The organism is Streptomyces sp. NPDC059897, assembly GCF_042730865.1.
In the GTDB taxonomy this organism is placed as follows: Bacteria; Actinomycetota; Actinomycetes; order Streptomycetales; family Streptomycetaceae; genus Streptomyces.
This window is the reverse complement of record NZ_JBHWKQ010000017.1, coordinates 112,116-132,596: the sequence shown is the minus strand read 5'-3', so window position 1 is coordinate 132,596 and position 20,481 is coordinate 112,116. Positions and strand designations below refer to the sequence as shown.

Sequence of the window (20,481 nt, the reverse complement as noted above, 5' to 3'; positions counted from 1 at the left end):
ACGGATGGCCGGCATGGGCGGTGAGCGCAAGGGCGAGCCGACGCACGTCCTGTTCGTCGAGGACGACGACGTCATCCGCGAGGCCACCCAGCTCGCCCTGGAGCGCGACGGTTTCGTGGTGACCGCGATGCCGGACGGGCTCGCGGGCCTGGAGGCCTTCCGGTCCGACCGGCCGGACATCGCGCTGCTCGACGTGATGGTGCCGGGGCTCGACGGGGTCTCCCTGTGCCGCCGCATCCGGGACGAGTCGACGGTCCCGGTGATCATGCTGTCCGCGCGTGCGGACTCCATCGATGTCGTGCTCGGCCTGGAGGCGGGGGCCGACGACTATGTGACGAAGCCGTTCGACGGGGCGGTGCTCGTGGCCCGGATCCGCGCCGTGCTGCGCCGCTTCGGGCACGCGGGCGGCGCGGCGGCCGCCTCCGGCGCGGCCGAGGAACTCCCCGCGCCCGACCACGGAGAGCTGCGCTTCGGCGACCTGGAGATCGACACCGACGGCATGGAGGTCAGGAAGGCCGGGCAGCCGGTGGCCCTGACGCCCACCGAGATGCGCCTGCTCCTCGAGTTCTCCTCCGCGCCCGGCTCGGTGCTGTCCCGCGACAAGCTCCTGGAGCGGGTCTGGGACTACGGCTGGGGCGGCGACACCCGCGTCGTCGACGTCCATGTGCAGCGCCTGCGCACGAAGATCGGCCAGGACCGGATCGAGACGGTCCGCGGCTTCGGCTACAAGCTCAAGGCGTGACCGGGACGACCGGGCTGATGGGACAGCACATATGAGAAAGGGGACCACCGGGGCCGCTCCCGCGGCGGCCCGGCCGACCCGCTCATGGATTCCGTACGGGCTGCGGACCGGCGTGCGGTGGAAGATCAGCGTCGCCATCGCCTTCGTGGGCGCGCTCGTCGCCGTGGCGCTCAGCCTCGTCGTGCACAACGCGGCCCGCGTCTCGATGCTGGACAACGCGCGGGACGTGCAGGACGAGCGGATCCAGTTCGTGCAGCGGCAGTACGAGGCGCGCGGCGGCAATCTGCCCGTCGGCTTCAAGGTGGACGACCCGGCGCTCCCGCACGATCTGCGCCTGAAGGCCCGCGAGGGGCGTCGCGTCACCTACGTGTCGGAGGCGGCGAGCGGCGTGCCCGACATCTGGGCCGCGGTCCCGCTGAGCAACGGCGGGATCCTCTCGGTGCACACCCGGTTCGCCGACCGCAGCGCCACCGTGATGATGGACCTCGACAAGGCGCTGCTCATCGGCTCGATCTCCGTCGTCCTCGGCGGCAGCGCGCTCGGCGTTCTCATCGGCGGGCAGCTCTCCCGCCGGCTGCGCAAGGCGGCGAGCGCGGCCCGCGATGTCGCGGCCGGCCAGAGCGATGTCCGCGTCCGCCACGCCATCGGCGGAGTCGTACGCGACGAGACGGACGACCTCGCGCTGGCCGTCGACGCGATGGCCGACGCCCTGAAGCAGCGTCTGGAGGCGGAGCGCCGGGTCACCGCCGACATCGCGCACGAGCTGCGCACGCCGGTCACCGGGCTGCTCACCGCGGCCGAGCTGCTGCCGCCCGGGCGGCCCAGCGAACTCGTCAAGGACCGCGCGCAGGCGATGCGTACGCTCGTCGAGGACGTGCTGGAAGTGGCCCGCCTCGACAGCGCCGCCGAGCGGGCCGAGCTGCAGGACATCATGCTGGGCGAGTTCGTGGAGCGCCGGATCGCGGCCCGCGCGGGCGACGGCGTCACGGTCCGGGTCGTCCACGAGTCCGAGGTGACGACGGACCCGCGCCGCCTGGAGCGGATCCTCCTCAACCTGCTGGCCAACGCCTCCAAGCACGCCCGCCCGCCCATCGAGGTCAGCGTCGAGGGCCGGGTCCTGCGGGTCCGCGACCACGGCCCCGGTTTCCCGGAGGAGCTCCTGGAGGAGGGGCCGAGCCGCTTCCGCACCGGCGCCGCCGACCGCGCGGGGCACGGGCACGGCCTGGGCCTGACGATCGCCGCGGGCCAGGCCCGGGTGCTCGGCGCCCGGCTCACGTTCCGCAACATCCGCCCGCAGGGAGCGGACCACGACGCCCCCTCCGAGGGCGCCGTGGCGGTGCTGTGGCTGCCGGAGCACGCCCCGACGAACACCGGGAGCTTCCCGATGGTGAAGCTGCCGGGCAAATAGAGGCCCGCCGGCGATTGAGGCGCGGGGACCGGGGCAGAGCCCCGAGACCGCCACCACCTGCACCGGCCACCGCCCTGGGACGCCGCCCCAGACCCCGCTCCTCAATCGCCGGAGGGGCTCGATGGGGCGGCGCCCCGCAGCACGACCTCCTTGACGAAGACCGCCGCGAGCAGCGAGCCGAGCGCGACGATCGAGCCGAGCAGGAACGCCGAGTGCGTGCCGGACGAGACCGCGAACTGGTAGGCGTCCCGCGCCTGCTCGGGCAGCTTCGCCAGGCTCGCCGCGTCCAGCTGCGCCGACTGCTCGGTGATCTTCCCGCCGAGCGCCCCGGCCCGCTGCGCCATGACGTCCTGCACCCGGTTGTTGAACAGCGCGCCCATGATGGCGACGCCGAACGAGGACCCGAGCGTACGGAACAGGGTCGTCGACGAGGAGGCGACGCCCATGTCCTTCATCTCGACGCTGTTCTGCGCGACCAGCATCGTGATCTGCATCAGACAGCCCATCCCGGCGCCCAGCACGGCCATGTAGAGCCCGGACGTGAACCGGGACGTCCCGGTGTCCATCTGCGCGAGCAGGAACAGACCGGCGATCATCAGGACGCTGCCCGCCACCGGGAACACCTTGTACTTGCCGGTGTTGGTGGTGACCCGCCCCGCGATCAGCGAGACGACCATCATCGCGAGCAGCATCGGAAGCAGCAGCAGACCGGAGTTGGTCGCGGACGCGCCCTGCACGGACTGCTGGTACAGCGGCAGGAAGAGCACCGCGCCGAACATCACGAAGCCGGTGATGAAGCCGATCACGGACATCAGCGTGAAGTTGAGGTTGCGGAAGATGTGCAGCGGCACGATCGGCTCGGCGGCCTTGGTCTGCCAGAACACGAACCCGACGAGCGCGGCGACACCGATCCCGATCAGCTCCATGATCACGGCGGAGTCCCAGGCGTACTCGGTCCCGCCCCACGTGGTCACGAGGACGATCGAGGTGATGCCGACGGTGAGCAGCGCGGCACCGAAGTAGTCGATGGAGTGCGCGGCCCGCTTCTTCGGCAGGTGCAGCACCGCGGTGATCGCCACGAGGGCGAGGATGCCGAGCGGCACGTTGATGTAGAAGGCCCAGCGCCAGCCGAGGTGGTCGGTGAGGGTGCCGCCGACGAGCGGCCCGCCGATCATGGCGAGCGCCATCACGCCGGCCATCATGCCCTGGTACTTGCCCCGCTCACGGGGCGGGATCAGGTCGCCGATGATGGCCATGACACCGACCATCAGTCCGCCCGCGCCGAGCCCCTGCACGGCCCTGAACCCGATCAGCTGGCCCATGTCCTGGGCCATTCCGCTGAGCACGGAGCCGAGCAGGAAGATCACGATGGAGGTCAGGAAGGCGCCCTTCCTGCCGTACATGTCGCCGATCTTCCCCCAGATCGGCGTGGAGGCGGCGGTCGCGAGCGTGTACGCGGTGACCACCCACGACAGATGTTCGAGGCCGCCCAGCTCGCCGACGATGGTGGGCATCGCGGTGCCCACGATCATGTTGTCGAGCATGGCCAGCAGCATGGCGAGCATCAGCGCGAGCAGCACCACCCGCACGCTGCGCGGCTGTTTCACCGGCTCCTGGTCCGACATCGCGGGCTGCACCGCCGCCTGCGTCATGGTCCCCACTCCCCCTGCCTCACCCGGACTTACTTGCCGCCCGGCTAGTTCTCTACAATGAGGAAAGTAGAGCGCCAACTAGCCGGGCGTCAAGTAAGTTTTTTCCCAAGGGAAAGACCAGGCACGAAGGGCAGCCAGCCGATGGTCACGGGCAGCAGCAAGCCGCAGCGGCGCCGCGGGGACACCCGCCAGCGCATTCAGGACGTGACCTTGGAGCTCATCGCCGAGCAGGGGTACGAGAAGACGTCCCTGCGGGAGATCTCCGAGCGCCTCGGCGTGACGAAGGCCGCGCTCTACTACCACTTCAAGACCAAGGAAGACATCCTCGTCAGCCTCTTCACGGACCTGATGAGGCCGATCGACGACGTGATCACCTGGGCCGCCGAGCAGCCGCCGACCCTCGAGGCCAAGCTCGAAATCCTCGGCCACTACTCGAACGCACTGGCCGACGCCGCCCCGCTCTTCCGCTTCATGCAGGAGAACCAGGCGACGATGCGCGAGCTGAGCATCGGCGAGAACTTCAAGGAGCGGATGACGTCCCTGCTGGACCATCTGCTGCCGCCGGACGTCACGCTGACCGACCGGGTGCGCTGCCTCAGCGCGCTGATCTCGATGCACGCCGGAATGTTCGTCCTGAAAGACGTCGAAGGCGACCCCGAGGAGAAGCGCAAGGCCATCCTCGAGGTCGCCTCCGACCTGGTCACGCGGGCCCATCACGGCTGACGGGCCACCGGCGCGGGCGCCGTCAGACGCGCACGCCCTCCTTCTTCAGGAAGTTGACGGGGTTGACCGCCGAGCCGTACTCCGCCGACGTACGGATCTCGAAGTGCAGGTGCGGGCCACTGGAGTTGCCGGTGTTGCCGGACTTCGCGATGTGGTCGCCGGTGGTGAGCGTGTCACCGACCTTCACGTCGATCCGGGACAGGTGGGCGTACTGCGAGTACGTGCCGTTGCTGTGCTTGATGACGATGGCGTTGCCGTACGCGGGGCCGTCACCGGCGCCGTTGCCGCCGGCCTTGACGACGGTGCCGCCGTGCACGGCGGAGACATCGGTGCCGACCGGCACCGCGAAGTCCTGGCCGGAGTGGTGGCCGCTGGCCCACATGGCGCCGCCCTGCGAGTAGCCGGCGGAGAGCTCGTAGTCCTCGACCGGGTCGATCCAGGACTTGGCCTTCTTCTCCTCGGCCGCCTTCTTCTTGGCCTCGGCCTTCTTCTTCTCCGCCTCGGCCTTCTTCTTCGCCTTCGCGGCGTTGTCGGCGGCCTTGGCCTGAGCGTTGGCCTGGGCCTCGACGGAGGAGGCGGCGATACCGGGGAGCGCGGCCGTGTCTGCGGAGTCGGCGACCGCGGCCCCGGTCCCGAGCAGCGCCGACACTCCGAATCCGGCGGCCACGACGGCAGCCCGCTTACGGAGCATCGACGTACCGGGGCGGTGGGACTGGGTGCGCTTCGACATATGGGCAGACCTTTCAACGGGGACGTAACGGGGCCCGGCGCACTGCCTCGTGCTGCCGGGCCGGCCATCCCTTGGTAACCCCACCCCCCATCACCGCCCAAAACACCCATCTACGACATGTCTTCGTAGTCCGCCCCGGACGATCACGCCGACCGAAGCCTCGCGGGGCCGGGTCGAAGGTCGTCCGTTTTATGACCTCATCCCGGGTTTAACCCCACTTCATCGCCGTACGCCCGGGCCGCGCACGCCTGCCGACGACACCCTTCCGGTCAAACGGACAATTCACCGGAACCCATCGACTGTGTAACGAGAGGCGCGATCCGTATCTGTCGCACTATTTCCGTTAGTACGTGATCCACGTCCTGTGCGGCATGTCACCGGCCGGCAAGATCCAACCCCCCGCGGATGTGACCGGGGCTACGCTCCCGAACCATGGATCCCGCTGCCCTCGGCACCCGGCTGGCCTCGAGCCTGATCGCCCCGGCGCTCAAGAAGCTCCTCGTCCAGGAGGGCCCGGGCGCGGGCCTGACGGACAGGCCGGTACGCGTCTCCGGCCTGGTCTCCTTCCGCGGCGAGAAGCGCACCCTCACGGAGGCCGACCTCGATCGGCTCGCCCGCAAGCTGGTCGACGCGGCGGTGGCCGGGCCCGGCGAGCCCCCGTTCCCGTACGAGGAACGGGAACCGGTCGTCCTCGCCCTCACCCGCACCCTGCACGCGCTCGGCGACCTGACCATGGACGACGTCCAGGCGGTCCGCCTCGGCCCGGGGGCCCTGGCCCGCACCCTGCGCCGCGCGGCCCCCGCGCCCGACCTGTCCGCCGACGCGTCGTACTTCCTCGACTCGCTCACGGAGTGGTCCTGCGTCCAGATCCTGCACTTCTTCACCCAGCGGTCGACCTTCGTGGCGCGCACGCTGGTGGAGCAGAGCCGGGGGCAGGCCGAGGCCCTCGCCAAGATGGACGCGCTCCTCGCCCGCGACGACGGCCCCGGCCGGGACCGCGCCTTCGAGGAGCGCTACCGGGGCTATCTGGCCATCCGCCACAACCACCTGACGATCTTCGGCCTCGACGCCCGTGACACCGCCGACAGCTGGGCCCTGGACGTCGCCTACCTGAGCCTCGAAGCGACCCGGGACACCGCCCGTGAACCGGGCGAGGGGCCCGGCGCCACCGCACCCGTCACCGTCCGGCTCGCCGCCGAGGACGCGCTCACCGGCCCGGGCCACGAGCGCGTCCTCCTGCGCGGCGAAGCGGGCTCCGGGAAGACGACGCTGATCCAGTGGCTCGCCCTCACCGCCGAGGAGCGCATCCCGTACGTCCTGCCGCTGCGCAGCCTGATCCGGGCCGCCCGGCTCCCGGCCCCCGACGACTTCCTCGCCGGCACCGACTGCCCGCACTCGCCGCCGGACGGCTGGGCGGAGCGCGTCCTGTCCGACGGGCGCGCGCTCGTCATGGTCGACGGCCTCGACGAGGTCCCGTCCGCCGACCGCGCCCGCGTACGGGACTGGCTCCTTGCCCTGGTCCGCGGCTACCCGGGCAACCGCTGGCTGCTCACCGCGCGCCCCACCGCCGTACGCCCCGACTGGCTGGCCGCCGACGGCTTCACGGAACTCGCCCTCGCCCCGATGGACCGCCCCCGCGTCACGGCCTTCGTACGCCGCTGGCACGCCGCGGCGCACGCCCCCGAGCACGAGGAGCCGCTGCTCGACACGCTGCGCACCAAGCCGGACCTCGCGCGCCTGGCCACCAACCCGCTGATGTGCGGCCTGATCTGCGCCCTGCACCGGGCCCGCCGCGGCTACCTCCCGCCGCGCCGCAAGGCCCTCTACGACGCCGCGCTCCAGATGATCCTCACCGAACGGGACCGGCAGCGCGGCATGAGCGGCCTCGACGGCATCGACCTGGAGACCGAGGACCAGGTCGAACTCCTCCAACGCCTCGCCTACTCCCTGGTGTTGGCGGGCCGCACCGAAATGGACGAGGACACGGCGCTGATGCTCCTGGAGCGCGCCCTGCCCTCCGTCCCCGCCGCGTCCGCGCAGGGCGACGCGAGGACGATCCTTCGCCAGCTCCTCCTGCGCAGCGGAGTGCTGCGCAGCCCCGCCCCCGGCGTCGTCGACTTCGCCCACCGCACGTTCCTCGACCACCTGGGTGCCCGCTACGCCGTCGAGGAGGGCCACTTCGACGTCCTGCTCGGCCACGCCGAGGACACCCAGTGGGAGGACGTGCTGCGGATGGCGGTGGCGCATGCGCGGACGCGGGAACGGGGGCGGTTGTTGCGGGGGTTGCTGGCGGCGGACGCGCCGCGGCTCACGCTCCTCGCCCTGGCCTGCCTCCAGGACGCGGCTTCGGTGGACCAGGAGGTGGTGGAGGAGGTGCGGGCGCGCGCGGCCGAGCTGATCCCGCCGCGCGACAAGTACGAGGCGGAGCGGCTCGCCGAGGCGGGGCCGTTCGTGCTGGAGCTGTTGCCGGGGCCTGAGGGGTTGAGCGACGAGGAGGCGCACGCGGTGGTGGTCACCGCGTCGCGGCTGGGGCAGGAAGGCGCGCTCCCGGTCCTGAAGAAGTTCCGTTCCCATCCCGCACTGGACGTACGACGTCAACTGGTGGGCACCTGGCACCGGTTCGACGCGCGGGAGTACGCGGACGACGTCCTCGCCCACGTCGACCCACAGGGCGTCGACCTCCTCGTGAAGAACCCGGACCAGTGGGACTCCGCGAGGCGTCTGCCCCATTGGAGCCGGCTCCACGTCGACTACGACCTCCCGCTCGAGGAACTCGTCGCCGGTGTCGATCCGGGGCCCCTGACCGATCTGATCCTGAGCAACAACCCCGCCGTGCACGACCTGCGTCCGCTGCTCGCGCTCCCCTCGCTCGAACTGCTGGTGCTTTCCGGCTGCCCGGGAATCACCGATCTGGCCCCGCTCGCCGGGAGCCCCCTGCGCCACCTCACCCTGAACGTGCTCGCCGGGCTGCCGGAGCTGCGCGGACTGAGCGCGCTGACGGGCCTGCGCTCGCTCTCGGTGCTGCAGTCGGTTCCGGGCCGCTCCCTGGTCGAGCACCTGCCCGCGTCCGCCCCGCTCGAACGCCTCTACTTCTCCGCCGGCTCCCTCGCCACCACGGGCCTGCGAGGGCTTGACGCCTTCCCGGAGCTGACCTTCCTGAGCCTGGGCCGCGGCGTCGGCCCACTGGACCAGGACGACTGGGCACTGGCCGCGGACCACCGGTCGCTGCGCGAGCTCTTCGTCGTCGCCGAGGACCTGCCGACCGCCCCGCTGCCCCGTTTCCCGCGCATCTCGTCCCTGGAGGTCATGGTGTCCCGGGGTCCGGACCAGTTCGCCGTCCACGCCCCGGGCTTCCCCGCCGTACGCGCGGTCACGTTCTACGTTCCCCGCGAGGCATCGCGGGACCGGGCTCCGTACGCCCGCCTCTTCCCCGACGCCGGCGTCACCGTCCTCCCGGCCTGAAAAAACGGGTGGGCCCGAACCGTTCCCTCAGGAACAGCTCGGGCCCACCCGGATCAGGCTCGCCCCGGAGGGGTTACGCCTCCTTGCTCAGGTTCGGGCCGCCACCGGCAGCCGCGTCCTCGATCGGCGGGGCGTCCGGCAGGGCCGCCTTCTCCTCGCCGCGGAAGGTGAAGGTCTTGTTCTCGCCCTCGCCCTCCGTGTCCACGACCACGATGTGGCCCGGGCGCAGCTCGCCGAAGAGGATCTTCTCCGACAGGCTGTCCTCGACCTCGCGCTGGATCGTGCGCCGCAGCGGACGCGCGCCGAGCACGGGGTCGTAGCCCTTCTTCGAGAGCAGCTCCTTGGCGGACTGCGAGAGCTCGATGCCCATGTCGCGGTCCTTCAGGCGCTCGTCCACCTTCGAGATCATCAGGTCGACGATCTCGAGGATGTCGCCCTGGCTGAGCTGCGGGAAGACGACGACGTCGTCGACACGGTTGAGGAACTCGGGGCGGAAGTGCTGCTTGAGCTCGTCCGACACCTTGTTCTTCATGCGCTCGTAATTGGACTTCGAGTCGCCCTGGGCCGCGAAGCCGAGGTTGAAGCCCTTCGAGATGTCACGGGTTCCAAGGTTGGTCGTCATGATGATGACCGTGTTCTTGAAGTCCACGACGCGGCCCTGGGAGTCGGTCAGGCGACCGTCCTCCAGGATCTGCAGAAGGCTGTTGAAGATGTCCGGGTGGGCCTTCTCGACCTCGTCGAAAAGAACCACCGAGAACGGCTTGCGCCGCACCTTCTCGGTCAGCTGACCGCCCTCTTCGTAGCCCACGTAACCGGGGGGCGAACCGAAGAGACGCGAGACCGTGTGCTTCTCGCTGAACTCCGACATGTCGAGGGAGATCAGCGCCTCTTCGTCACCGAAGAGGAACTCGGCGAGCGCCTTGGAGAGCTCGGTCTTACCGACACCGGACGGACCGGCGAAGATGAACGAACCACCCGGACGCTTCGGGTCCTTCAGACCGGCCCGCGTACGGCGGATCGCCCGCGAGAGCGCCTTGACGGCGTCCTTCTGGCCGATGACCCGCTTGTGGAGCTCGTCCTCCATGCGCAGCAGACGCGAGGACTCCTCCTCGGTCAGCTTGAAGACCGGAATGCCGGTGGCGGTCGCGAGGACCTCGGCGATCAGCTCGCCGTCGACCTCGGCGACGACGTCCATGTCGCCGGCCTTCCACTCCTTCTCGCGCTTGGCCTTCGCGGCGAGCAGCTGCTTCTCCTTGTCGCGGAGAGAGGCCGCCTTCTCGAAGTCCTGGGAGTCGATGGCCGACTCCTTGTCGCGACGCACGCCCGCGATCTTCTCGTCGAACTCGCGGAGGTCCGGCGGCGCGGTCATCCGGCGGATGCGCATCCGGGAACCGGCCTCGTCGATCAGGTCGATCGCCTTGTCCGGCAGGAAGCGGTCCGAGATGTACCGGTCAGCCAGCGTCGCGGCCTGGACGAGGGCCTCGTCCGTGATCGAGACGCGGTGGTGGGCCTCGTAGCGGTCACGGAGACCCTTGAGGATCTCGATCGTGTGCGGCAGCGACGGCTCCGCGACCTGGATCGGCTGGAAGCGGCGCTCGAGGGCCGCGTCCTTCTCCAGGTGCTTGCGGTACTCGTCGAGCGTCGTCGCACCGATGGTCTGCAGCTCACCGCGGGCCAGCATCGGCTTCAGGATGGAAGCCGCGTCGATGGCGCCCTCGGCGGCACCCGCACCGACCAGCGTGTGCAGCTCGTCGATGAACAGGATGATGTCGCCGCGGGTGCGGATCTCCTTGAGCACCTTCTTGAGGCGCTCCTCGAAGTCACCGCGGTAGCGGGAGCCGGCGACCAGCGCGCCGAGGTCGAGGGTGTAGAGGTGCTTGTCCTTGAGGGTCTCGGGCACCTCGCCCTTGACGATGGCCTGAGCGAGGCCCTCGACGACGGCGGTCTTGCCGACGCCGGGCTCACCGATCAGGACCGGGTTGTTCTTGGTCCGGCGCGACAGGACCTGCATGACGCGCTCGATCTCCTTCTCGCGCCCGATGACCGGGTCGAGCTTGGACTCACGAGCGGCCTGCGTCAGGTTGCGGCCGAACTGGTCGAGCACCAGGGACGTGGAGGGCGTGCCCTCGGCAGGACCGCCACTGGCGCCGGCGGTCTCCTTGCCCTGGTAACCGGAGAGCAGCTGGATGACCTGCTGCCGCACCCGGTTGAGGTCTGCACCCAGCTTGACCAGGACCTGGGCGGCGACGCCCTCGCCCTCACGGATCAGGCCGAGCAGGATGTGCTCCGTGCCGATGTAGTTGTGGCCCAGCTGAAGGGCCTCGCGGAGCGACAGCTCCAGGACCTTCTTGGCACGGGGGGTGAAGGGGATGTGGCCGGACGGGGCCTGCTGGCCCTGACCGATGATCTCCTCCACCTGCTGGCGGACCGCCTCGAGCGAAATCCCGAGGCTCTCCAGGGCCTTAGCGGCGACACCCTCGCCCTCGTGGATCAAGCCCAGGAGGATGTGCTCGGTGCCGATGTAATTGTGGTTGAGCATCCGGGCTTCTTCCTGAGCCAGGACGACAACCCGCCGCGCGCGGTCGGTGAACCTCTCGAACATCGTTAATCGCTCCTCAGAGCGGTCAGGCAGTTAGGGGTCGGTCCCCTCCCTGTCCTTCCGCAGCTTAGTCCCGCAAGCGGGGACCGCTCATTCCATCTGCCGACACCCGTTCATGGTCTCCTGCCCCGAACGCCGACAACTGCTCCAACCCGATGGTGCGAGACGATGTTCCCGCAGGCCAGGCAGATACCCCCACCATCAGTACGCCGATGGCGAACGCAGACTGCCCGTCCCGCACGTGTCGCCCCTCCCACTAGGGATGTCTTACCCGTACGGACTGACACTCCATGCGGCGCGCCCCGGTTCCCTCCGCTACGGGCGAACATCTTTGCGCCGCCCAACGCCTCCGTACGCCCCTTTTCCGGACACACTACGCATGCACTCGGCGACAGTGCGTAACCCCGGGGCGTCGGTGGCTGTTGCTCCTGGCATGGTCACCACCTCCGGCACGACCGTTCCCGCTCCCCGGCAACCACTGACCGACCCCGGACGCGATCCGGCCCGGCAGTGGTACGAGGACGAGCTCGGCTGGGCGACCGCGGCAGGGCCCGACGGCGCGCTGCTGCACACCGGGCTGCGCTTCGACGTCCTGGAGGTGCCGGCCGACGCCGGCTTCGCGATGCTGCGCAGACTCGATCCCCGGTCACCGGTGGCCGTGTGCGGGGAAACGATGCGGCTGCTCGTCGCCGCGGGCAGCGCGGACGAATTGCCGGGGCTGCTCGACTGGCTGGAGTGGGGGGCGCTGCCCCTGGACCTCGTCGCCGTCGGGGCGGGTGGTCTCATCGACGCGCCGACGCCTCCGGGCTGGTCCGGCTCGCAGGAGGCCGCCGCCTGGGTGCGGCCCCCCGAGCCCGGCTGCGAGGTGGAACCGGTGCTACCGGCCCTGACGACCCTGACGGCCGTCTCGACCTGGTCGGTCGTGGGGGGCGGTGGGGGCGCCCCCGATCTCGTACGCCTCGTGGACACGGCGGCGACGTACTGCCACCGGGCCCGGCTGCGTCGCGGCGCCGGCGCGCCCGCGACCACGTCAACAAAGCGACCAATGCGGCCGTCCCGTCAGCCGTTGGCCTTCTCGTAGGCCTCACGGATCGACTGGGGAACACGGCCGCGGTCGTTGACCTCGTAGCCGTTCTCCTTGGCCCACGCGCGGATCTGCGCGGTGTCCTGGTTGCCGCCGCCGGACGTGGCGCGCGCCTTGCCCCGGCCGCTCGAGCGGCCACCGGTGCGACGACCGCCCTTGAGGTACGGCTCAAGGAGGCCGCGGAGCTTGTCCGCATTGGCGGTGGTGAGGTCGATCTCGTACGACTTGCCGTCGAGCGCGAACGTCACGGTCTCGTCCGCCTCGCCACCGTCGAGGTCATCGACAAGAAGGACCTGAACCTTCTGTGCCACCGGATTTCCTTTCATCGAAATCTGAAGGGCGGCCCCGCGACCACGGCCGCTGATTCGCCGTCCCCTTGTTATATGCAGTACTGCAGTACGCCGAAAGCAAACCGCTTTTGCCCGAAAAACACAAACCCCTGGCTGAGATCAGGGAGAGATCCCGGAGTTGAACACTGCCCACCGGGACCAAAAACATGCGCGATTCGGACATAGGGAACCGTTGCAAGCACGCATGCCGGAATAACGCCCGGCGGCGATCACAGATGCAGAAGCATCCGGCTGTTGCCCAAGGTGTTCGGTTTCACTCGTTCGAGACCGAGGAACTCAGCCACGCCCTCGTCATAGGAACGCAGGAGCTCACTGTAGACATCGGTGTCGACCGTATCGACAGGTGTCTCGCCGATCTCCACGAAGGCGTGCTTGGCGAAGAACTCGACTTCGAAGGTGAGGCAGAAAACCCGCCGAACACCGATCCAGCGCGCGGTCTGAAGAAGCTTCTCGAGCAGCAGATGTCCGACGCCCGATCCCTTGACCTGCGGGTCCACCGCGAGGGTGCGGACTTCCGCGAGGTCTTCCCACATGACGTGCAGTGCGCCGCAGCCGACGACCGCGGCGTTGTCGTCGCGTTCCGCGACCCAGAACTCCTGGATGTCCTCGTAAAGCGTCACGGTGGCTTTGTCGAGCAGGATCCCCTGTCGGCTGTACGCGTCAAGCAGCCGGCGCACCTCCGGCACATCGGCCGTCCGCGCCCTGCGTACGGTCACTGCTTTACGGGGCGATTCGACGGTCGGCCCGACTTCGGGGAGCTCTGCTGGCATGTCCGGACGCTATCGCCCGGCCCCGTCGCCCGCTTCCTCGGGGGCCGAGGGGACTTCCGCCGGCAGTTCGGGCGAGACGATCCGCATGGCATCCCTGAGGGCCTCGCGCTGCTCCGGCGACATCATCCCGAAGAACGCGACGAGCGCCGCGGCCGGGTTGTCGCTCTGCGCCCAGGCCTCGTTCATCAGGGCGGCCGAGTACGCGGCCCGCGTGGAGACCGCCTCATATCGATAGGCCCGGCCTTCCGCTTCGCGGCGTACCCAGCCCTTCTGATGGAGATTGTCCAATACGGTCATGACGGTTGTGTAGGCGATGGACCGTTCCTGTTGGAGGTCCTCCAGGACTTCCCTCACGGTGACCGGGCGGTTCCACTTCCACACCCGCGTCATCACTGCGTCTTCGAGTTCTCCCAAGGGGCGCGGCACGAGAAGCACAATAGTGGGAGAAGTCGGTAATTCAACGCGGGACGTGGCGACGATCGCCAAGCAATGACAAAAGGGGCGCCCGATGGGCGCCCCTCACTGCGGTTTCCGTGCCGGTCGCGGCCGCTGTCAGGCGGTCGCGTCCCGCTGCGTGCCGCCGCCCTGCCGGGCGGCCTCCGCGCGCGCGATGGCGGCGTCGACGGCCGCGTCTTCCTTGGTCTTCTTGTCGCCGCCCTGCGACTTCACGATGGTCACGATCAGGCCGACGAAGAACGCGGCCATCACGACCGGGGGCACGAGCGCGGAGACGTAGTCCATGCCCCCAGAGTAGCTACCCGACCGCGAGTCTCCGCGACGGGGCCGGGGGCTGGGCGGGGCGGCGCTTGGGCGGGAAGACCTCGGCGGGGGTGGGGACCGGGCGCTGAGGCGTCTCGGGGGCCGGCCTCGCGGGCTTGTCGCCGTCCGCCGCCGACAGGCCGCCGGGCAGGGCGAGCAGGTAGCCGCGGGACGCCGGGACGCGGGGCCGGTGCCGCTCGTCGAGCTTGTCGCGTACGCCCTGTTCCGCCAGGTCGCGGCAGCGGGCGAGCAGGGCCGCCGCGCCGGGGTTCCCGGGCAGCGCGCGCAGCGCCGCGAGGTCGTCGGCGCCGGGCCTGTGGCCCGCCGCCAGGGCCTCCTTGAGCAGGCTCAGATAGCCGGGAGCGGAGCCGGGCAGGGCGGCCCGGTAGCGGTCGAGGTCGGAGCGGAGGAAGGCCCGCATGCGGATGCCTTCCCGGGCCGCTTCGTCGACCGACTCCGCGAGTCGCAGACAGGCCCGGACGTCCTCGTCCGAGGTGGGGCTGGGGTGGAGGGCGAGGGCGAGGGCGCGTCGGAGCACACGCAGCTCTTCTGCACCGAACGCCATGCCGCCACGGTTTCCGTAGGGCGTGGGCATGAAATGACGGTAAGGCCAATTACGGACAAATCCGCTTAACCGGCAATTTCCGGCGTGCCTCGCCGGTCCGCCCGGTCCGCCCCGCCTGTCAGAGCCGCGAAACGTTCCGCTCGTACACGAGACGGAGTCCGATCAGCGTCAGCCACGGCTCGTGCTCGTCGATCACCGTGGACTCGCCGAGGACCATCGGCGCGAGCCCGCCCGTCGCGATGACGGTCACGTCGTCCGGATCGTCCGCGAGCTCCTTGGCCATCCGGTTCACGACCCCGTCGACCTGGCCCGCGAAGCCGTAGACGATGCCCGCCTGCATGGCCTCGACGGTGTTCTTGCCGATGACGCTGCGCGGCCTGGCCAGCTCGATCTTGCGGAGCTGGGCGCCGCGCATGCCGAGCGCCTCGACGGAGATCTCGATGCCGGGGGCGATCACGCCGCCCGCGTACTCGCCGCGCGCGGAGACCGCGTCGAAGGTCGTCGCCGTGCCGAAGTCCACGACGATCGCCGGGCCGCCGAACATCTCGACGGCCGCGACCGCGTTGATGATGCGGTCGGCGCCGACCTCCTTGGGGTTGTCCATGAGGATCGGCACGCCGGTCTTGATGCCGGGTTCGACCAGGACGGCGGGCACGTCGCCGTAGTAGCGGCGGGTGACCTCGCGCAGTTCGTGCAGGACCGAGGGGACGGTCGAGCAGATGGCGATGCCGTCGATGCCGTCGCCGAGTTCCTCGCCGAGCAGCGGGTGCATGCCCATCAGGCCCTTGAGCAGGACGGCGAGTTCGTCGGCGGTTCTGCGCGCGTCCGTGGAGATGCGCCAGTGCTCGATGATCTCCTCGCCGTCGAACAGGCCGAGGACGGTGTGGGTGTTGCCGACGTCGATGGTGAGCAGCATCAGGCGTCCGCCTCGCGCAGGTCGAGGCCGATGTCGAGGATCGGGGACGAGTGGGTGAGGGCACCCACGGCGAGGTAGTCGACGCCCGTCTTCGCATACGTGGCGGCGTTCTCGAGGGTGAGGCGGCCGGAGGACTCCAGGAGGGCGCGGCCGTCGGTGATCGCCACGGCCTCCTCGGTCTCGCCCGGCGTGAAGTTGTCCAGGAGGATCAGGTCGGCGCCCGCGTCGAGGACCTCGCGCAGCTGGTGCAGGGTGTCCACCTCGACCTCGATCGGCAGGCCGGGGAAGCGGTCGCGTACGGCCTGGAAGGCCTGGGCGACGCCACCGGCGGCGACCACGTGGTTGTCCTTGACCAGGGCCGCGTCGGACAGGGACATGCGGTGGTTGACGCCGCCGCCCATGCGGACCGCGTACTTCTCCAGGGAGCGCAGGCCCGGCGTCGTCTTGCGGGTGTCGCGGACCTTCGCCTTGGTGCCGTCCAGAACGTCCGCCCACGCGCGCGTGGCGGTCGCGATGCCGGAGAGGCGGCACATGATGTTGAGCGCGGTGCGCTCGGCGGTGAGCAGGTCGCGGGTGCGGGTGGTGACGGAGAGCAGCTTCTGCCCCGCCTCGACCCGGTCGCCGTCCTCCGCGTGCCGCTCGACCTCGAACTCGTCCGTGGCCACGACGGAGACGACCGCCTCGGCGACCCGCAGGCCCGCCACGACGCCCGCCTCGCGGGCCGTGAAGTCGGCGGTGGCGACGGCCTCTTCGGGGATCGTGGCGACGGTCGTGACGTCCACTCCGCCGTCCAGGTCCTCGGTGATCGCCATGTGGGCGATGTCCTCGATCTCGACCGGGTGCAGGCCCGCGTCGAGCAGCAGCTGGGCCAGCGACGGGTCGAGGCCGCACTCCATGACGTCGTCGGAATCTCCCTGCGCGCAGCCGCAGTTGTCGCCGCAGCCTTCGCTGCCGGCGGCTGCCAGGGGGAGGTCGGGGGTGGCGCTCACGTCGGTCACTGCTCCTGAGGGTTCTTGGCCGTTGCCGGGAAGTCTGCTGTGGGTGTGGTGTGCGTGGCCAGGGTCCGGTCCGGATTCAGGCGTACGACGATGTGGCGGCGCCACGTGGCATCGTCGCGGTCCGGGTGGTCCTCGCGCCAGTGGCAGCCGCGGGTCTCCTCGCGGCGGCGCGCGGCGGCGACCAGGACGCGGGCCACGCACAGGAGGTTGGTGGCCTCCCACGTGTCGACGCCCGGCTCCGCGGTCTTGCCGTTCTCCGTCAGGGAGTTGACCGCGTCGGCATGGATGCGGCCGAGCTGGGCGGCGGCCTCGGCGAGGGAGTCGGCGGAGCGCAGGACGCCCGCGCCCGCCGTCATCACGCGCTGGATGGCGAACCGTGCCTCCGGGGGAAGCAGCGGGTGCGTCGGCGTCGGCGGGTGCTCCACGGGTGCGGGCACGCGCGCGTGGAGGGCGTTCTCCGCGTGCAGGCGCGTGATGTCGTCCGCGATGCGCTCCGCGTAGACGAGGCCTTCCAGAAGGGAGTTGGAGGCCAGCCGGTTCGCCCCGTGGACGCCCGTGCAGGCGGCCTCACCGCACGCGTAGAGGCCCGGCACCGTGGTGCGGCCCGAGAGGTCCGTGCGGACGCCTCCGGAGGCGTAGTGCGCGGCGGGGGCGACCGGGATGGGCTCGGTGACCGGGTCGATGCCATGGGCCCGGCAGGCGGCGAGGATCGTGGGGAACCGGTTCTCCCACATCTCGGCGCCGAAGTGCCGCGCGTCCAGGTACATGTGCTCGGTGCCGAGTTCCTGCATGCGGCGCGTGATGCCCTTGGCGACGATGTCGCGGGGCGCCAGCTCGGCGAGTTCGTGCTGGCCCACCATGAAGCGCACGCCGTCCGCGTCCACCAGGTGCGCGCCCTCGCCGCGCACGGCCTCGGAGACGAGCGGCTGCTGGCCCTCGGCGTCCGCGCCCAGGAACAGCACGGTCGGGTGGAACTGGACGAATTCCAGGTCGCTCACCTCGGCGCCCGCGCGCAGGGCGAGCGCGACGCCGTCGCCCGTGGACACGTGGGGGTTCGTGGTGGCCGAGAAGACCTGGCCCATGCCGCCGGTCGCGAGGACCACGGCGGGTGCCAGGACGGCGCCCACACCGTCGTGCTGGCCCTCGCCCATGACGTGCAGGGAGACACCGGCCGTGCGGCCCTCGGCGTCCGTCAGCAGGTCGAGGACCAGGGCGTTCTCGACGGTTTCCACACCACGCGCGCGTACTGCCTCGACCAGCGCGCGGGAGATCTCGGCTCCGGTCGCGTCACCGCCCGCGTGCGCGATGCGGCGACGGTGGTGGCCGCCCTCACGGGTCAGCTCCAGGTCGCCCCCGGCGGACTCGTCGAAGTGCGCGCCCGTCTCGATCAGGCGGCGTACGGCGTCGGGGCCCTCGGTGACGAGGGTGCGCACGGCCGCCTCGTCGCACAGGCCGACGCCGGCGACCAGGGTGTCGTCCAGATGCTGCTCGGGGGTGTCGCCCTCGCCGAGGGCCGCCGCGACGCCGCCCTGCGCCCAGCGCGTGGAGCCGTCGTCGAGGCGGGCCTTGGTGACGACCACGGTGCGCAGGCCCGCGGCCTGGCAGCGCAGCGCCGCGGTCAGTCCCGCGACGCCGGAGCCGACGATCACGACGTCCGCCGCGACGTTCCAGCCGGGGGCGGGGGCGTGGAGCCTTATGCCGGTGCTGCTCACTCGTGGCCTCCGAAGGTCAGCGGCAGGTTGTCGATGAGGCGGGTGCTGCCCACGCGCGCGGCGACCGCGAGCACCGCCTCGCCCTCGAAGCCGTCGGTCACGTCGGTGAAGTCGCGCGGGTCGACGAGGGCCACGTAGTCGAGCTCGACCGGTGGCTGGAGCCGCTTCGCCTCGTCGAGGATCAGGCGGGCCGCCGCGAGGACGGCCGAGGGCCGGCCCGGGGACGCCGTGGCGACGGCGTGCGCGTCGGCGGCCGCCCGGGCCTCGCCTATCTTGCCGAGCGCCTTCGCCCGCGTGCGCGGGGTCGGGTTCTCGGCGGCACGCGCGCGCAGGGCCTCCTGCGCCGCATGCCGGTCGCGGCCCGTGAACAGCGCGTCGGAGAGGGCCAGCGCGGTGCGCCGCTCGGCCGGGGACAGGTAGCGGTTGCGGGAGGAGAGCGCGAGCCCGTCGTCCTCGCGGACCGTGGGCACGGCGACGATCTCCACGTCGAAGTTCAGATCGCGCACCATGCGGCGCACCAGGGCCAGTTGCTGCGCGTCCTTCTGGCCGAAGAGGGCCACGTCCGCGCGCGTGAGGTGCAGCAGCTTGGCGACCACGGTGAGCATGCCGTCGAAGTGGCCGGGGCGCGAGGCGCCTTCGAGCCGCTCCCCCATGGGGCCCGCCGTGATGCGGATCTCGGGCTGCCCGCCGGGGTAGACCTCGTCGACGGAGGGCGCGAACACGGCGTCCGCCCCCGCCCGTTCGGCGATCCTCAGGTCGGCGTCGAGGGTGCGCGGGTAGCGGTCGAGGTCCTCGCCCGCGCCGAACTGCAGCGGGTTCACGAAGACGGTGACGACCACTTCGCCGTCCGCCCCGGCGCGGGCCCTGGCCGAGCGGATCAGCGTCGCGTGGCCCTCGTGCAGGGCGCCCATCGTCATGACGACGACGCGCTGCCCGGTACGCGTGCGTGCCCGCATGTCCGCGCCCTTGTGGAGGAGCCGCGTGCGCGACGTCCTCGCGGGGCTCGCCGCCATGGAATCGGTGGGGCTCATCGGGTCTCCTCCGCACCGGTCGCGAGGACGCCCAGGAGGTCCTCGGCGAGCTCCGGCTTCAGCAGTCCGTGCGCGAGCGCGCGGTCGGCGGTCGCACGGGCCATCGCGAGATACCCGGCCACCGTCTGCGGGGCGTGCTTGCGCAGCTCCGTGATGTGGGCGGCGACGGTGCCCGCGTCGCCGCGCGCCACCGGGCCCGTGAGGGCCGCGTCGCCGGACCTGAGCGCGTTGTCGAGCGCCGCGCCGAGGAGCGGGCCGAGCATCCGGTCGGGGGCGCCGACGCCCGCCTCGCGGAGCAGTTCCATGGACTCCGCGACCAGGGTGACCAGGTGGTTGGCGCCGAGCGCGAGGGCCGCGTGGTAGAGCGCGCGGTTCTCCTCGGCGATCCACTCGGGTTCGCCGCCCATCTCGATGACCAGGGCCTCCGCCGCCATCCGCAGCTCTTCGGGCGCGGTGACGCCGAAGGAGCAGCCGGCCAGCCGCTGGACGTCGACGGGGGTGCCGGTGAACGTCATCGCGGGGTGCAGCGCGAGCGGCAGGCCGCCCGCGCGCAGCGCCGGTTCGAGCACCTTTGTGCCGTACCGGCCCGAGGTGTGCACGAGCAGCTGGCCAGGGCGTACGGCGCCGGTCTCCGCGAAGCCCTCGACGAGGCCCGGCAGGACGTCGTCGGGGACGGTGAGGAGCACCAGGTCGGCCTGTGCGAGGACCTCGGCGGGCGGCACCAGGGGCACGTCGGGCAGCAGCGTCGCGGCCCGGCGCACGGAGGCGTCGGAGACTCCGGAGACGGCCACGGGACGGTGCCCGGCCAGTTGCAGGGACGCGGCGAGCGCGGGACCGACGCGGCCCGCGCCGACGACGCCCACGGTGAGGCGCGCGGGGCGGTCCTGGGGGGCAGGGTGCTCGGTGGGTTCGGATCGCGGGTTCGGAGGGGGTGTAGTCACGAGGCGATGGCCTTCCGTTCCAGTCCGCTCGGGGTACCG

General features: G+C 71.0%; 18 protein-coding genes. 5 read left to right on the top strand and 13 right to left on the bottom strand.

Annotated elements, in window-relative coordinates; genetic code table 11:
• Positions 1–13: 13 nt before the first annotated feature.
• Complete coding sequence (cseB, locus tag ACFV9W_RS20695; protein WP_385762940.1) at positions 14–742, top strand: two-component system response regulator CseB; 729 nt, start codon at positions 14–16, stop codon at positions 740–742.
• A gap of 31 nt (positions 743–773) precedes the next feature.
• Positions 774–2,150 carry a two-component system sensor histidine kinase CseC gene (gene cseC / locus ACFV9W_RS20690; RefSeq protein ID WP_385762883.1) on the top strand — a complete coding sequence of 459 codons (1,377 nt, stop codon included), beginning with the start codon at positions 774–776 and terminating at the stop codon, positions 2,148–2,150.
• Positions 2,151–2,251: 101 nt separating this feature from the next.
• On the opposite strand, the gene ACFV9W_RS20685 is transcribed toward cseC, so the two are convergent.
• A complete protein-coding gene (locus ACFV9W_RS20685; protein ID WP_385762881.1) occupies positions 2,252–3,802 on the bottom strand; it encodes an MDR family MFS transporter in 1,551 nt (516 codons plus the stop codon).
• A gap of 141 nt (positions 3,803–3,943) precedes the next feature.
• Between ACFV9W_RS20685 and ACFV9W_RS20680 the strand changes: the two genes are divergently transcribed.
• Positions 3,944–4,525 (top strand): TetR/AcrR family transcriptional regulator, encoded by a 582-nt coding sequence (locus ACFV9W_RS20680; RefSeq protein ID WP_385762879.1) that lies wholly within the window; start codon positions 3,944–3,946, stop codon positions 4,523–4,525.
• A 22-nt stretch (positions 4,526–4,547) separates the two neighbouring features.
• Here ACFV9W_RS20680 and ACFV9W_RS20675 read toward each other — a convergent pair whose 3' ends face one another.
• On the bottom strand, positions 4,548–5,255 hold the full coding sequence (locus tag ACFV9W_RS20675) for a M23 family metallopeptidase (protein ID WP_385762877.1): 708 nt from the start codon (positions 5,253–5,255) through the stop codon (positions 4,548–4,550).
• A 432-nt stretch (positions 5,256–5,687) separates the two neighbouring features.
• Between ACFV9W_RS20675 and ACFV9W_RS20670 the strand changes: the two genes are divergently transcribed.
• On the top strand, positions 5,688–8,717 hold the full coding sequence (locus ACFV9W_RS20670; protein WP_385762875.1) for an NACHT domain-containing protein: 3,030 nt from the start codon (positions 5,688–5,690) through the stop codon (positions 8,715–8,717).
• Between the two features lie 73 nt (positions 8,718–8,790).
• Here ACFV9W_RS20670 and ACFV9W_RS20665 read toward each other — a convergent pair whose 3' ends face one another.
• Complete coding sequence (locus tag ACFV9W_RS20665; RefSeq protein ID WP_385762873.1) at positions 8,791–11,319, bottom strand: ATP-dependent Clp protease ATP-binding subunit; 2,529 nt, start codon at positions 11,317–11,319, stop codon at positions 8,791–8,793.
• 430 nt (positions 11,320–11,749) lie between these two features.
• On the opposite strand from ACFV9W_RS20665, the gene ACFV9W_RS20660 reads away from it, so the two are divergent.
• A complete protein-coding gene (locus ACFV9W_RS20660) occupies positions 11,750–12,397 on the top strand; it encodes an SCO3374 family protein (protein WP_385762871.1) in 648 nt (215 codons plus the stop codon).
• On the opposite strand, the gene ACFV9W_RS20655 is transcribed toward ACFV9W_RS20660, so the two are convergent.
• The 10 genes from ACFV9W_RS20655 to ACFV9W_RS20610 form a co-directional block, all read right to left on the bottom strand.
• Positions 12,376–12,711 (bottom strand): Lsr2 family protein, encoded by a 336-nt coding sequence (locus ACFV9W_RS20655; protein ID WP_266711306.1) that lies wholly within the window; start codon positions 12,709–12,711, stop codon positions 12,376–12,378. The genes ACFV9W_RS20660 and ACFV9W_RS20655 overlap by 22 nt on opposite strands.
• 248 nt (positions 12,712–12,959) lie before the next feature.
• Positions 12,960–13,520, bottom strand: a complete 561-nt coding sequence (locus tag ACFV9W_RS20650; protein ID WP_385762868.1) for an amino-acid N-acetyltransferase — start codon at positions 13,518–13,520, stop codon at positions 12,960–12,962.
• Between the two features lie 9 nt (positions 13,521–13,529).
• A complete protein-coding gene (locus ACFV9W_RS20645) occupies positions 13,530–13,946 on the bottom strand; it encodes a BlaI/MecI/CopY family transcriptional regulator (RefSeq protein ID WP_385762866.1) in 417 nt (138 codons plus the stop codon).
• A gap of 126 nt (positions 13,947–14,072) precedes the next feature.
• Positions 14,073–14,261: a hypothetical protein gene (locus ACFV9W_RS20640; RefSeq protein ID WP_385762864.1), complete on the bottom strand. Its 189-nt coding sequence runs from the start codon at positions 14,259–14,261 to the stop codon at positions 14,073–14,075.
• Between the two features lie 13 nt (positions 14,262–14,274).
• A complete protein-coding gene (locus ACFV9W_RS20635) occupies positions 14,275–14,874 on the bottom strand; it encodes a hypothetical protein (RefSeq protein WP_385762862.1) in 600 nt (199 codons plus the stop codon).
• Between the two features lie 88 nt (positions 14,875–14,962).
• Entirely contained in the window at positions 14,963–15,760 is a 798-nt protein-coding gene (locus ACFV9W_RS20630) for a type III pantothenate kinase (protein WP_385762860.1), read from the bottom strand.
• Positions 15,760–16,758, bottom strand: coding sequence for a carboxylating nicotinate-nucleotide diphosphorylase (nadC, locus tag ACFV9W_RS20625; RefSeq protein ID WP_385762858.1), 999 nt, complete (start codon positions 16,756–16,758; stop codon positions 15,760–15,762). Before nadC ends, ACFV9W_RS20630 begins: the two co-directional genes overlap by 1 nt.
• Positions 16,755–18,470 (bottom strand): L-aspartate oxidase, encoded by a 1,716-nt coding sequence (locus ACFV9W_RS20620; protein ID WP_385762856.1) that lies wholly within the window; start codon positions 18,468–18,470, stop codon positions 16,755–16,757. The genes nadC and ACFV9W_RS20620 overlap by 4 nt, the downstream gene beginning before the upstream one ends.
• A complete protein-coding gene (gene panC / locus ACFV9W_RS20615; RefSeq protein ID WP_385762938.1) occupies positions 18,467–19,426 on the bottom strand; it encodes a pantoate--beta-alanine ligase in 960 nt (319 codons plus the stop codon). Before panC ends, ACFV9W_RS20620 begins: the two co-directional genes overlap by 4 nt.
• Before the next feature lie 71 nt (positions 19,427–19,497).
• On the bottom strand, positions 19,498–20,442 hold the full coding sequence (locus ACFV9W_RS20610) for a Rossmann-like and DUF2520 domain-containing protein (protein ID WP_385762854.1): 945 nt from the start codon (positions 20,440–20,442) through the stop codon (positions 19,498–19,500).
• Positions 20,443–20,481: the final 39 nt, after the last annotated feature.

Excerpts from the sequence above, each read along its gene's own strand:
- cseC (WP_385762883.1), top strand. The coding sequence starts at position 774 with ATGAGAAAGGGGACCACCGGGGCCGCTCCCGCGGCGGCCCGGCCGACC.
- ACFV9W_RS20640 (WP_385762864.1), bottom strand. The coding sequence starts at position 14,261 with ATGGACTACGTCTCCGCGCTCGTGCCCCCGGTCGTGATGGCCGCGTTC.
- ACFV9W_RS20680 (WP_385762879.1), top strand. The coding sequence starts at position 3,944 with ATGGTCACGGGCAGCAGCAAGCCGCAGCGGCGCCGCGGGGACACCCGC.
- ACFV9W_RS20630 (WP_385762860.1), bottom strand. The coding sequence starts at position 15,760 with ATGCTGCTCACCATCGACGTCGGCAACACCCACACCGTCCTCGGCCTG.
- ACFV9W_RS20670 (WP_385762875.1), top strand. The coding sequence starts at position 5,688 with ATGGATCCCGCTGCCCTCGGCACCCGGCTGGCCTCGAGCCTGATCGCC.
- ACFV9W_RS20635 (WP_385762862.1), bottom strand. The coding sequence starts at position 14,874 with ATGCCCACGCCCTACGGAAACCGTGGCGGCATGGCGTTCGGTGCAGAA.
- ACFV9W_RS20685 (WP_385762881.1), bottom strand. The coding sequence starts at position 3,802 with ATGACGCAGGCGGCGGTGCAGCCCGCGATGTCGGACCAGGAGCCGGTG.
- panC (WP_385762938.1), bottom strand. The coding sequence starts at position 19,426 with ATGCGGGCACGCACGCGTACCGGGCAGCGCGTCGTCGTCATGACGATG.
- ACFV9W_RS20675 (WP_385762877.1), bottom strand. The coding sequence starts at position 5,255 with ATGTCGAAGCGCACCCAGTCCCACCGCCCCGGTACGTCGATGCTCCGT.
- ACFV9W_RS20660 (WP_385762871.1), top strand. The coding sequence starts at position 11,750 with ATGGTCACCACCTCCGGCACGACCGTTCCCGCTCCCCGGCAACCACTG.
- ACFV9W_RS20665 (WP_385762873.1), bottom strand. The coding sequence starts at position 11,319 with ATGTTCGAGAGGTTCACCGACCGCGCGCGGCGGGTTGTCGTCCTGGCT.
- ACFV9W_RS20650 (WP_385762868.1), bottom strand. The coding sequence starts at position 13,520 with ATGCCAGCAGAGCTCCCCGAAGTCGGGCCGACCGTCGAATCGCCCCGT.
- cseB (WP_385762940.1), top strand. The coding sequence starts at position 14 with ATGGGCGGTGAGCGCAAGGGCGAGCCGACGCACGTCCTGTTCGTCGAG.